Genomic DNA, 11063 nt, shown 5'->3' with positions numbered 1-11063 from the left:
GTTGATCGCAGGGGTAGCGCTTTTGTTAAAAATGTTATCCAATTACACCGTTCGCCAGGGATACCAGCCTGTCCTTTTGCGTTTATCGCGGCCTCGAGAAGTAAAATGACATTTCTTTCTAGAGGCCGCCTTTCTAAATAGCTTTTAAAAACAAAGCTATTTAGAAAGGCGGCAACGATTTTTTCGTTGCTTTGTCAAGTTTTTTGTTACTCTTTTATCTTTGGGTAATTTTTTCCTTTAAGGGTGAAACTCTAAACTCTAGTTTAAAAAGCCAAATTAACAAATTTGCCACTTCGATCCGGACAATAATTACAACCTTAACTGACTACATCAATAAGGTTAAAGGCATGCAGCACAAATAAAGCATAGTGCTAGCGTATAAAATAAAAGCAGATACAAAAAAAGAAAAGCCGCGTATCTGCGAGTGATAGCGCGGCTATTGAAGAATTCCTTATTTTCTGGAATTTAGATATTTTTCTTCTAACTAATTACCACTTCAATTAAAAGCTTACTATTTATTCAGTTCTTAAACTGAGATCTCGCTTTTGTTGATCTTGTGCTATTTTGTGGTGAATGGCAGCTTCTTTTAAATTCTCTTCAATAGACTTCTCTAGATATCGCATATTAGCCCAAGTATGTGACCGGAAGCTTTGCCCTTTTCTTCCATAGTAGTAGTTGTGTCTTTCATATTCTTCAAGTTGCTCTTTCTTTGCCTGTAGCTTGGCTTTCATCTCTTTGGCCACATCTTCGTAATGTTTAGCCATGGCATCATGATTATTAGGGTCTATGAAAAGTCGATTCGCAACAATTTCATCATTACTCAAAGTACTCGCTATGGGACTCATTTGAGCGCAACCTGATAAAAAACCAATCGCTAATACAGCCACACAAAAAATATTTTTTCTCATCACAGCACCTCTACTAGACAACTTACTTAACTCCCTTATATTAAAAACTTTGGTCGTCCTTTACTTTGAAAATAACCATGCTGAGAATACGTTCTTTACAGGAAACATCCTATATGTAATCTATCATTCAAAAAATATTTTGTCCTAATCCCCAGCATCTACTGTTTCGATCTTTACTCATAATAAGAGTATGGTTTTTAATACATTTCCAGCCTATAAAAATAAAATCAAGTTCTTATGATGTATAATATCCAATTAAAACACAAGAAATAAGTATTAAAGCAAGAAATTAATTGCTTCCTTTATTGAAACAATAGAATATAGATAGGCTAAAATTAAAAATACTAATAGAAGTACATTCGATTAAGCTGAGGACAGGTAGACATGCTTGTAGTTGAATAGTTTAGCAAGCTTCCAACCACAGTCATGCAATAATAGTATGCTGTAGTTTCATAACCAAGGTTGCCATCTCCATTATACTTTGCTCCGCCTTTTTGCGTTCAGTGATGTCCATGGATATGCCAATCAAACAGACTGGTTTCCCGCATTTGTCATACAAAGGTTTCTTAGATGTGCGAACAAAGCGATTTTGTCCAAGAGAATAATTACAAATTATTCCTTCAAACTCAATTTGATGAAAACTCTTAAATACTTCTTTATCTCTTTCGATAAATTGCTCCATTTGCTCTGATGGAAAGAATTGACTGCCGTCTGTTCCTTGTATATTTTTAAAATTTATACCCCATTGCAATTCACAAGCTTTGTTCATTGTCAACACTTTACTCTCGGCATCTTTTATAAAAATAGCTATAGGCAATAAATCTATTAATTCTTGAAATTCTAGTACGTCATCAGGAAAAGGGTAATGTGTAATCATTTTTACAAATCCATTCATTACATAGTTGCAACCCATGTAAAAGTTTTATCCCTATTAAAGTAATACGTGAGCCAGAAACGCATGCTAGCAATTCTTCTATCTGAAGCATGAAAAATATCTGGTTGATCCTTTCGCAATTACCCAATGAAGTCTTATTGTCCCTTCAAAAACTTTTTATCATTATCATAATAAATGCAGCCATGAGCAGTATCGCCTGCCGTGGAACTAATAAGCAATCAAGGAGAGCAATTAATTCAACTTATAATTAAATAGGTTACTTTAATTATTACAATATCTCAAATGAGCGTTAATAAATTCACATTAGTTTGCTAATTCCTTACTAGAAAAGTTACAGTAATTTGCAGACAAAATTACTCCCAGTAAGAAGTTATAAAATTTCAACAAAGTATTATATCAATTTGAAATACAAACATATTTCAGCATATTTACTTTATTAGTTTTATGAAAACAGTGAAACTGGCGCTAACTGTAGAATGAACAATTTCATCCTAGGCAGACTAATAACGGCACGGTAACGGCACGTATTATATCATGTTGAAATAACAAAGACTTAGGTAGAAACACCTAAGTCTTTGTTTTATCTGGTAAGTCGTGCGAGATTCGAACTCGCGACCAACGGATTAAAAGTCCGAACTTCTAGCAATTTATTTCTGTTGATTGCTATTTCATAAATCCTCTAATATCAACATAAATCAACAGTTTATTGCTATAATTGTGTTGAAGCGTATTTATCTATATTCTAAGAAATTAGTTACAAAACGGTTACAAAATTCCAAACTCGGTTACAAACTGGTTACAAATTTTAGGTGCTAGACCAAAAAATTATGTCCAAAATCAAACTGACAGCAGGAAGAATTTCATCCTTTCAATGCCCTTCAGGCAAACCGCAAGCTTTCCTTTGGTGCAATGAAGTACATGGATTAGGAGTACGGGCCACTCCAAATTCACAGCGCAAGCGGTATATCTTTCAATCCAAGGTTAAAAACCAGTCAATGCGCGTCACGATCGGGGACGTTAGCATGTGGAGTATCCCAGAGGCACAAGCTGAAGCGCGACGTCTGCAAATTCTAATCGACCAAGGATATGACCCACGTGAAGTAAAAGCGCAAAATGAAGCTACCAGGGAAGCAGAGCTTGCTGCCCAGAAATTAAAGGAAAAGCGTGAATCAATTACGTTGGGTACAGCGTGGATTGAATATATTGAAGAACGCAAACTGTTATGGTCAGATCGTCATTATAAAGATTATATAACACTCATGCACTCAGGTAGTGAAGCGCTGCGTCGTGGTAATGGCTTAACGGTACCCGGTGAACTTGCATGATTATCCCCTACCCGCTTAATTGACTTGACCAATGAGCAAATAGAATCATGGGCAAGAGTCGAAGCAACAAAAAGACCCACACAAGCGCGGCTTGCATTGCGATTGCTGAAAGCATTCCTTTTCTGGTGTAGCAGGCATTCAATCTATAAGGAGATCGTGATAGACAATGCGGCGCAAAGTAAAATAGCTAGAGAAAGCTTAGGCAAAGCAAAAGCTAAAAACGATGTGCTACAGAAGGAGCAGTTGCCTGCATGGTTCCAAGCTGTCAGGCAAATTCAAAATCCTGTTATTAGCACTTACCTGCAAACCCTTCTCTTAACCGGAAGGAGGCGCGAAGAAGTAATGATGCTGAAATGGGAAGACTGCGACTTCCAATGGAATAGCTTAACCATAAAAGACAAGGTAGAGGGCAGCCAAGTCATACCACTAACACCCTACGTATCACACACACTTATTAAGTCAGTTACCGCGTCGCAATCAATGGGTATTTAGCAGCCCTACCGCAGCCAGCGGACAATTAACCGAACCAACCAAGCAACATAACAAAGTTTGCTCTATTGCTAACGTTGATTTGTCTATTCATGGTCTACGGCGATCATTCGCTTCTCTGTCTGAATGGGTAGAGACACCCGCAGGCATCGCAGCCCAGATTCAAGGGCATAAACCACAAGATGTACGCGGAAGGCACTACGTTAGACGCCCACTCGATTTATTAAGGAAAGGGCATATCAAAATTGAAGGATGGATATTGCAAGAGGCTGGAATTGAATTTGATAGCAAAGCTAACCTAAGTTTGCGAGCAATCAAATAACGTTTGTAGCATGTAACGCTACAGCTTACAATTAGGCATGATAAAAACTTTCCGCCATAAAGGGCTTGAAGCTTTCTTCACTACTGGCAACCTGTCCGGCATTCAACCACATCATGCAGCACGGTTAAGGCGGCAATTGATAAGGCTTGATCTTGCCAAAAATGCAAGTGATATGAATATTCCTGGCTGGAGGCTACATTCTTTAAGCGGTGATCTCATTGGTCATTACTCGGTAACAGTAAATGGCAATTGGCGAATCACTTTTACCTTTGAAAATGAAGATGCTGTGCTGGTCAATTATCAAGATTACCATTAGGGAAAATTAGACATGAGCAAAATACATAATCCACCACACCCAGGTGAAACCTTGCGAGAAGATGTATTACCCGCGTTAGGGTTATCTGTAACTGAAGCAGCTGAACAACTTAACGTGAGTCGAGCTACTTTATCGCGTGTGCTAAATGGTCGTGCTGCCATCTCTCCTGAAATGGCCTTGCGCCTGGAATGTTGGTTAGGGGTAGAAAATGGCGGAAGTGCTGATTTGTGGATAGCACAACAAGCAGCTTATGACTTATGGAATGCGCGTAAAGCTGGCCTGCCAAAAGTGAAGCGAGTTGACATCAGAAGTGCACAGCCAACTTAAATTATCGATACATCAGTAAAGAAGCCAACTATGAGCAGAATGCACAATCCAGCTCACCCAGGCTAAGTATTACGGGAATGGTTACTAAAAGAAATGACGGTAACGCAAGTAGCAAAAGAATTACATATAGGCTGAAACAATAATAGGTGGTAGCGCTGGTCCGCTTACGTTACACCGAGAGAATGCAGGCATGTTCAATAACCATCCGGTTTGGAAAATCCACAAGAGGAATTAAAGTAGTGACATTGAAATAATGAACCATCTTCAACAAAAAAAGATGGTTCGAAATGCAAACAGCAGCAAATAAACAAAGTTCTATACCACTCGAAAAAAATTCCCACCTATCGAAGAAGTTACCCGCCCTACTGTAACCACAGAAGAGGCAGCTTTCTATTGCAACCGTAAACCGCAGACCATGCGCGTGTGGGCAATGAACGAAAATGGCTTAATCCGCCCTATCCGTGTCAATGGCCGTTTAGCTTGGCCGCTGAAGGAGATCAAGCGAGTTTTAGGCATTGAGTGCCACTAAAAAAGGAGCGCCGACCATGAACGCTCCTTTATCTAAAAATGCTTACCACAGCAGAGATATTTTACAACAAATGGCGTTGTTGACGGCGATAATATATCTACATTATTATTTTGTTCATGTGCTCAAAACACTTAAACAAGCAGAATGCCCCACACCCGTCAGCTGTGGTTTTTTTTACGCCCAAAGATTTCCTATGGCCGAGTGTTAGGCTAATACAAGACCTGATTCGTCAGGGAATATGCCAGCCGTCTTGTTTCGGTTTTGAGCCCTCGGCCACCACTATCTCAAAAGTAGTGGTGTTAAATCAAAATATAAACAAGGAGGTCAATCATGCTGATTGACGCTAAAGCATCAACACGTTCTGATGTTCTGTCAGAGCTATCCACCAAGCTAAACAAGTTTAAAAGAATATCTGAAGGTCGTTACATTGCTTGCTGTCCGGTTCATAACGACAAAAACCCATCACTATCACTGGGAATAACGTTAAAACCTGATATAGACACCGGCTTTTTAGTTAACGAAATAAAGACAAAAGACGGCGGAAAGAAGATCCTGCTTATTGAATCTAAGGCGGCACTGATAGTTAAAGAGGCCTTATCAGGTTATTTTGCCCATGACATCAATTCCCAAACTTGGCATAAGTTTGTTGGTACTCACTGGCTACCTTTAGATGCTCACCAGTTTTTTGATAATGCATTGATTGACCTATTGTATGTTGGTGCTGGTGATCTAGGATTTAAACCAGCTTATAAGAACGGTATTAAATCGCTATTAGCTGATGGTGATATGTTGCCATTGCCGAAAACTGGGAGCGGGAAACTTCCTTTTGTTAACGGATTGCTGAATCTGGAAACACGAACACTGGAGCCGATAACGCCAAGTAATGCAATGACTTGGTGTCTTCCGTACAAATATGAATCTGGTACTGATTGCCCGAGGATTAAAGCCTGGTTACTGCAAGCTGTTGACGGCGACAAGGAGACAGTGAGATTTTTACTGGCATTCATAGCGGCTGTGCTACATGGTAGAAACGACCTTCAAAAATTTCTTCATCTCAAGGGTAGCGGCGGTACTGGTAAAGGTACATTCATGCGCTTATTGACGGCATTGATCGGAACGGATAACGCTGTAAGCACAAGCCTGCAACACTTAGAGCAGAACCGATTTGAAACCGCACTCCTTTATAACAAACGGTTAGCCGTCATTACTGAGTCAGACAAATACGGTGGTTCTATTAACGTTTTAAAGGCAATCACTGGACAAGACCATATTCGCTTGGAAAGGAAGCACCAGCAGCAGTCAGGCAGCTTTATTTTCCCTAGCCTGGTAATTATGGCAAGCAATGAATCTTTACAAGTCACGGACCATACCAGTGGATTAGATAGACGACGTATTACCGTTATCTTTGATCGCAGAGCTACCGATGAAGAAAAGCAGGCATGGGGCAAAGAGCGGCGGCGAAGAAGCAGTGCTTCATTATGAACTACCTGGCTTGGTCAATTGGTTACTCAAGCTTTCACAAGACGATATCTCAAACATTATCCGCAATCCTCCACAGCGAATACTTGATGCTGCCAGAGAAGCCATGACGGCCAGCAATCCAATAGCGGATTGGTTAATTGAATGTTGCTTGCCATCTCCTGATACATGGACGCAGATTGGAGACAGAAGAGAAATCAGGGATCCAGGGCGTGAAACAGAATACGAAAATGCCGACAGATGGCTTTATGCAAATTTCCTTCAATGGTGTTTACGTGCTCATAAAACACGTCTTGCAATTCGCAGGTTCAGGGAATTGCTATTACAAACTTGTGCAACCTTAAATGTCAGTGTTCACGAGTCAAGGCGCGGCGCTGGTATTGGAATTAATGGATTGAGAATTAGATTTGATCATGAACAGCCGTGGAGTTAGTGCTGGATTTTGGGAGCGGTGCTGGTTTAGTGCTGGATTAGCAGGCCGGAAACCAGCGCCAGTGCTAGAAGTGCTAGAAGTGCTGCTTTTTTCGCTAACTTTATTTTTTGTAGAAAAAGATGATTAAAACAACTGATGCGCACCCCACAGGCCAGAAAAGATGTTCATAACGTTCACACATCAAGTCAAGCTGTTGATTAACAATCATATTATTCTTTTATTTGTGAACATGTAATGAACATTGTCAACGTGTATTCCGACCTTGGGTGGATAATTGTGATAACTGAAGGCCGGTTATATCGGATTGGCAAACCAGAAGAAGATTATCACCTGGTGATTGATAAATGTAGAAATGATCCCGGGCATTGGCTTATTTCTTGCGACATGCAAGGGGTGAGTTTGAGTCAGGTTACGCTGTAATGGATAAGGATCATTCATCGCGGTCCGGAAAAACCACAAGAGGAATTATTGTTAAAAGTTAGGAATAATTTACAAACAATCTTAACAATTATTGCGAAGCAATTTACTGTGAACATAATATCTACAATGCTTGACCAGGCCTACAGCGCGCCTTCCTATGACGCTGTGGTAGATGTTGAAGAGCGTCTCCGGCGCGTCATGTCGCGTCCTCAGCAGGACGTGCGTCACATCTCCTTACGTGCCCTGAAAGTAATTGAGGTGTGAACAGTAGCGATGACGTAGTGTTGCCAAGCCCAAGTGAGCTTGGAGTAATAAGCCACATCGCTGCTGAAACGGTCGCCGTGAGTTCTAAAGTCGTAGCTGCTGGATCGAGCGTAGTCTTAATAAAAGACCCGCAACAACCAATTCAGCAGCCAGATGGCGTCATCATCATGACCTCACAACCCGCAGGTTTTGCCGTAGCTGAGCCGGCAGGATTCTCTTTAGTGGATGATGGTGACGACCTTTCTAATTCAGACGTTCCTGTGTATCGTGCATTAGCAGATCGCTACACCATGCCAGCCCTTGGGTTCAGAACTACGTTGACACGCTCAGCCCAAAAACGCTGGATGAACGGCGAGCTTGAGGAGGCCTTGCTTTTAAGTATTATGTCTGGTCTGGGGCGAATTGCGGACAAGATGTTGCTCTATGCCATCATTGCCGAAACACCTGCAGCGTTCTCAATCGGTGCGGCTGCTGCCCGTGGGCTGCGTATCAACGACTTGCGAGCCTTGGTCGGCACAGCTGGAAGCGGAGCTTCATTTCGTGCTGACGGTCAACTGGTTGCTGCAGGCATATCCGCAGAGTTGACTGACTGCATAACCCAAACGGTCGTAGGCGATTGGAGCCGCGCTGCAGTCGGACTTATGGAAGATATAACGCTGGTCGCGACGCGCGCAAATTCTTTCGAGGGCTCGATGTCCGTAACTTGCTTCGCGAACTGTCAAGCACTACTACCGGTTACCGACTCATTGTTACCATTTTGGACGGTATCCTAACATGGCAAAGCGACAGTTTAAACAGGGCAATCCATCGGATGATCTACCCGCCTCGCTGGAGGCTGCAATCGATGGAATGAGTGTGGTTCATCGCACCTCCAGTGAAGAAGATGAGCGCGTTTTGTTGGCGTTCGCGGGTGAATTTACGGCGTCGTGGTATCACGAACCAGAGGTTACCAGAGATCGTATCGCTAAGGCCTGGCCAGGCCTGACGGATGCACAGCTAACACGCGCCTGCCGTGCTGTAAATGGCCTGATACGCGCCAGATGCAGGGAAGCAGCTCCAGCTAGAAGGCATAGCACCTGGGCGTCTTGGCGGCCGATACGAGGCACAGAAATATTTCCAAATTACATGGGTGGTGATTATGAATAATAACAATGACAAATCAGATTTGCGGCGAGTAACTTTTTGCGCAGAACAGCGGCTAATGGAGCGAGTAGAGAAGCACCGTCACGAGATTATGGAGTGCACAAGACTCAGAATTTCTACTAGCGCAGCAATATCATCGCTCATTCAAGCTGGACTTGATGCTCAGCGTACTGCCGAGCATCGCTAACGATCAAAAGCCGTCTACGTGGCGTCCTTGCGGACTGCACCCGAGCGTAGGAAGGGAGCTCCAGCCCTTTGCAGAGTCTAGGAGGCATGGCGCAGATGCGTGTTCCCGCTGTCGGGCTGCGCCGCCACGCTGAGGGCGACAGAAAACTCAGCAACCCCACGTTACAAGCCTGAGCAAAACACATTGAGGCGATGTGGTCCGTTTAAAGTCAAGGTAAAATAATTTAAGGTACTTCCTGACGGGGCACCCACTACGGGGGGAAGCGTCCCGCGTAGTTTCATATTTGCGTGACCGGTAGAAACGCGGTTTACATTTACATATTCGTGCAAGAATGGCCATAACAAACGATTACAGGACGTGACTATATAAAGTATTGATGAGGCTAGAAAGGCGCTAGGATTGCGTGAGAGCGTTTATTTTCTGGCATGAATGGTTTTTTGTATGTGCCAGCAATAGTGTAAGGAATGTTGGGAAAATAGCGCATCTGGCGAAACGCCAGATAGCAATAACGACCCATCATCTCTTGTGATCGATCACAAGATACAGCAAGAACCGTTTTTAAGTTGGCGATCCTCAATTACGCAACGTTGCGCAATTGGAAACTTTGGCTGATAGGGCGACTCAATCAGGTGCATCCTATAAGTGAGATTGATGATTATCTTCAATCTGAAAATCAGTATTTATTACCGCAGATTTTAATGGACGAGCCAGATGATGAAGCCTATCCTTTTTTTCTTAAAGTTTCAAAAATAAAAGCCGTTAAGAGTATTTCATGATGTAGCATTTGTCATGAACTTCTCGAATGTGAAACAAAACCCTCACTAGATCTCCAAGCTATCCGGTGGGGGTTTTCTTATTTATCACATCAAAAAATGTTTACATCTTCCCTTCTTCAAGTTAAAGTTCTTGGCAGGTGCTGAACACACCTTCTCAAAGCGGATACCGCACCCGATAGACAAGCGGTTTTTTTACGTCCATAGTTTTTATATTGCCCCAATGTAAAGGGCAATGATGTTTTATAGCCGGGTGGCATGCAGCCATACAATACTCGCAAGGGGAAACCTGCAGGCCGTCTTTGAGCGGTGTTCAATCGCCCGGCTGCCTCTCTGAACAGGAGGCGAAATTTAACAATCAATTGAACAATCTCAAAGGAAGTCATCATGACTAAACAAAATCAAGCCGTACCCACGCCCATTCCAGAAGCACAGGATCTACGTGACGCAGTGCAATTAATAGACTGCATATCACAATCAGTACTCCCTCAAATTGTATCCATTGCCAAGCTGGCATTCTCATACCTAGAAATACCAGAAAACCGCAAAGATATCGACAACGTCTTGTCTGCTCTTCAAGCGATATGGGAAAAGGCTGAAGAGCTTGAATGCTCCATAAATAACGAAGCTGAAGAAGTAGGCTGCAATTATGTCGACAAAGCTTGGCGACGTCGATTGGAAGCTGAAAGCGCTTACCGCATGGAGGCTAAGTGATGGATATCGTAGGTGAGGATTTCGTTGGTATTTAATTAAAACCGTAAGCCATGCACTATCAGTGTGTGGCTTATTTGCTTACTAGCCTTTGTTAACCTTTCTATAGCTCACCAAAATGGATAAATTTTGTGTTGCATAGCGTCTGGACTCAATAGCTGCCTAAGGCAGCACTAATTATTTGGCTCTAAAATAGATACCACTGCATACGTCTTCCTCTGCAATCCTTACAAGCTGATCAATTATGTGTTGTTGATGCTGAGAAAAGAAATCTCCGCCGACTTCAAGAGTAGCTGAGTACTCTGGACTTACTTGCTCGTTATTCAAAAAAACACTAACCGCATAGCGATCCTCGGAAATTTTTTCTCGAATCGCAAAAGTTTTTCCTTCATATTCGAACTGATGATTCATCTGTGCCCCGCTTATTTAACGTGAGTTCGACATAAAAAAAGCTGTAAAAGAAACCTGAATTCCTTATGATGAAATGGTTTTGCAAAAGAATTTCATCATGAGAGGAGTCAGATTTCCATGGATACTACAAC

At 42.2% G+C, this 11063-nt stretch carries 18 protein-coding genes and 1 tRNA gene; 14 read left to right on the top strand and 5 right to left on the bottom strand.

The window, feature by feature from the left end:
• Window positions 1–515 precede the first annotated feature (515 nt).
• From BM283_RS15585 to BM283_RS19025, 3 genes are all read right to left on the bottom strand, one after another.
• Complete coding sequence (locus BM283_RS15585) at window positions 516–908, bottom strand: hypothetical protein (protein ID WP_090694733.1); 393 nt, start codon at window positions 906–908, stop codon at window positions 516–518.
• Window positions 909–1332: 424 nt separating this feature from the next.
• On the bottom strand, window positions 1333–1785 hold the full coding sequence (locus tag BM283_RS15580) for a PAS domain-containing protein (RefSeq protein ID WP_175492182.1): 453 nt from the start codon (window positions 1783–1785) through the stop codon (window positions 1333–1335).
• Between the two features lie 603 nt (window positions 1786–2388).
• Window positions 2389–2459: transfer RNA gene (locus BM283_RS19025), tRNA-Lys, on the bottom strand.
• A 171-nt stretch (window positions 2460–2630) separates the two neighbouring features.
• Between BM283_RS19025 and BM283_RS20160 the strand changes: the two genes are divergently transcribed.
• From BM283_RS20160 to BM283_RS15535, 13 genes are all read left to right on the top strand, one after another.
• Window positions 2631–3128 carry an integrase arm-type DNA-binding domain-containing protein gene (locus BM283_RS20160; protein ID WP_254776405.1) on the top strand — a complete coding sequence of 166 codons (498 nt, stop codon included), beginning with the start codon at window positions 2631–2633 and terminating at the stop codon, window positions 3126–3128.
• Window positions 3129–3284: 156 nt separating this feature from the next.
• Window positions 3285–3620, top strand: coding sequence for a site-specific integrase (locus BM283_RS20155; RefSeq protein WP_254776404.1), 336 nt, complete (start codon window positions 3285–3287; stop codon window positions 3618–3620).
• A 356-nt stretch (window positions 3621–3976) separates the two neighbouring features.
• Window positions 3977–4255: a type II toxin-antitoxin system RelE/ParE family toxin gene (locus tag BM283_RS15570; RefSeq protein ID WP_090694729.1), complete on the top strand. Its 279-nt coding sequence runs from the start codon at window positions 3977–3979 to the stop codon at window positions 4253–4255.
• A gap of 12 nt (window positions 4256–4267) precedes the next feature.
• Window positions 4268–4582 carry a HigA family addiction module antitoxin gene (locus BM283_RS15565; RefSeq protein ID WP_090694726.1) on the top strand — a complete coding sequence of 105 codons (315 nt, stop codon included), beginning with the start codon at window positions 4268–4270 and terminating at the stop codon, window positions 4580–4582.
• Window positions 4583–5127: 545 nt separating this feature from the next.
• On the top strand, window positions 5128–5319 hold the full coding sequence (locus tag BM283_RS18360) for a hypothetical protein (RefSeq protein ID WP_139225306.1): 192 nt from the start codon (window positions 5128–5130) through the stop codon (window positions 5317–5319).
• A 122-nt stretch (window positions 5320–5441) separates the two neighbouring features.
• Window positions 5442–6593: a phage/plasmid primase, P4 family gene (locus BM283_RS15555; RefSeq protein WP_090694722.1), complete on the top strand. Its 1152-nt coding sequence runs from the start codon at window positions 5442–5444 to the stop codon at window positions 6591–6593.
• Window positions 6535–7023: a hypothetical protein gene (locus tag BM283_RS15550; RefSeq protein ID WP_139225305.1), complete on the top strand. Its 489-nt coding sequence runs from the start codon at window positions 6535–6537 to the stop codon at window positions 7021–7023. The genes BM283_RS15555 and BM283_RS15550 overlap by 59 nt, the downstream gene beginning before the upstream one ends.
• 234 nt (window positions 7024–7257) lie before the next feature.
• Entirely contained in the window at window positions 7258–7443 is a 186-nt protein-coding gene (locus BM283_RS18355; RefSeq protein ID WP_139225304.1) for a hypothetical protein, read from the top strand.
• A 108-nt stretch (window positions 7444–7551) separates the two neighbouring features.
• Complete coding sequence (locus BM283_RS19020; RefSeq protein WP_175492181.1) at window positions 7552–7707, top strand: hypothetical protein; 156 nt, start codon at window positions 7552–7554, stop codon at window positions 7705–7707.
• Entirely contained in the window at window positions 7704–8480 is a 777-nt protein-coding gene (locus BM283_RS15545) for a hypothetical protein (RefSeq protein WP_090694718.1), read from the top strand. Before BM283_RS19020 ends, BM283_RS15545 begins: the two co-directional genes overlap by 4 nt.
• Window position 8481: 1 nt before the next feature.
• Window positions 8482–8853 (top strand): hypothetical protein, encoded by a 372-nt coding sequence (locus BM283_RS15540; RefSeq protein WP_090694716.1) that lies wholly within the window; start codon window positions 8482–8484, stop codon window positions 8851–8853.
• Complete coding sequence (locus BM283_RS18350; RefSeq protein ID WP_139225303.1) at window positions 8846–9037, top strand: hypothetical protein; 192 nt, start codon at window positions 8846–8848, stop codon at window positions 9035–9037. The genes BM283_RS15540 and BM283_RS18350 overlap by 8 nt, the downstream gene beginning before the upstream one ends.
• Before the next feature lie 563 nt (window positions 9038–9600).
• Entirely contained in the window at window positions 9601–9813 is a 213-nt protein-coding gene (locus BM283_RS15535) for a hypothetical protein (RefSeq protein WP_090694713.1), read from the top strand.
• 116 nt (window positions 9814–9929) lie between these two features.
• Here the strand turns inward: BM283_RS15535 and BM283_RS19630 are convergent, their stop codons facing one another.
• The gene (locus BM283_RS19630) at window positions 9930–10199 is read right to left on the bottom strand and encodes a hypothetical protein (RefSeq protein WP_139225302.1); all 270 of its coding nucleotides are present in this window, start codon (window positions 10197–10199) and stop codon (window positions 9930–9932) included.
• On the opposite strand from BM283_RS19630, the gene BM283_RS15530 reads away from it, so the two are divergent.
• Window positions 10198–10524 (top strand): hypothetical protein, encoded by a 327-nt coding sequence (locus BM283_RS15530; RefSeq protein ID WP_090694711.1) that lies wholly within the window; start codon window positions 10198–10200, stop codon window positions 10522–10524. The genes BM283_RS19630 and BM283_RS15530 overlap by 2 nt on opposite strands.
• A 174-nt stretch (window positions 10525–10698) precedes the next feature.
• Here the strand turns inward: BM283_RS15530 and BM283_RS15525 are convergent, their stop codons facing one another.
• A complete protein-coding gene (locus BM283_RS15525; RefSeq protein ID WP_090694709.1) occupies window positions 10699–10932 on the bottom strand; it encodes a hypothetical protein in 234 nt (77 codons plus the stop codon).
• Between the last annotated feature and the right edge of the window lie 131 nt (window positions 10933–11063).

It is taken from the genome of Nitrosomonas sp. Nm34 (assembly GCF_900113925.1).
Classification (GTDB): domain Bacteria; phylum Pseudomonadota; class Gammaproteobacteria; order Burkholderiales; family Nitrosomonadaceae; genus Nitrosomonas.
Note: the sequence above shows the minus strand (reverse complement) of the source record. Positions and strands in the feature narration are given on the sequence as shown.

Bases quoted from the DNA above. Each gene is read 5' to 3' on its own strand.
- BM283_RS18350 (WP_139225303.1), top strand. From the start codon at position 8,846: ATGAATAATAACAATGACAAATCAGATTTGCGGCGAGTAACTTTTTGC.
- BM283_RS15525 (WP_090694709.1), bottom strand. From the start codon at position 10,932: ATGAATCATCAGTTCGAATATGAAGGAAAAACTTTTGCGATTCGAGAA.
- BM283_RS15555 (WP_090694722.1), top strand. From the start codon at position 5,442: ATGCTGATTGACGCTAAAGCATCAACACGTTCTGATGTTCTGTCAGAG.
- BM283_RS15585 (WP_090694733.1), bottom strand. From the start codon at position 908: ATGAGAAAAAATATTTTTTGTGTGGCTGTATTAGCGATTGGTTTTTTA.
- BM283_RS15540 (WP_090694716.1), top strand. From the start codon at position 8,482: ATGGCAAAGCGACAGTTTAAACAGGGCAATCCATCGGATGATCTACCC.
- BM283_RS18360 (WP_139225306.1), top strand. From the start codon at position 5,128: ATGAACGCTCCTTTATCTAAAAATGCTTACCACAGCAGAGATATTTTA.
- BM283_RS15565 (WP_090694726.1), top strand. From the start codon at position 4,268: ATGAGCAAAATACATAATCCACCACACCCAGGTGAAACCTTGCGAGAA.
- BM283_RS19630 (WP_139225302.1), bottom strand. From the start codon at position 10,199: ATGATGACTTCCTTTGAGATTGTTCAATTGATTGTTAAATTTCGCCTC.
- BM283_RS15530 (WP_090694711.1), top strand. From the start codon at position 10,198: ATGACTAAACAAAATCAAGCCGTACCCACGCCCATTCCAGAAGCACAG.
- BM283_RS20160 (WP_254776405.1), top strand. From the start codon at position 2,631: ATGTCCAAAATCAAACTGACAGCAGGAAGAATTTCATCCTTTCAATGC.
- BM283_RS18355 (WP_139225304.1), top strand. From the start codon at position 7,258: ATGAACATTGTCAACGTGTATTCCGACCTTGGGTGGATAATTGTGATA.
- BM283_RS15570 (WP_090694729.1), top strand. From the start codon at position 3,977: ATGATAAAAACTTTCCGCCATAAAGGGCTTGAAGCTTTCTTCACTACT.
- BM283_RS15580 (WP_175492182.1), bottom strand. From the start codon at position 1,785: ATGATTACACATTACCCTTTTCCTGATGACGTACTAGAATTTCAAGAA.
- BM283_RS15550 (WP_139225305.1), top strand. From the start codon at position 6,535: ATGAAGAAAAGCAGGCATGGGGCAAAGAGCGGCGGCGAAGAAGCAGTG.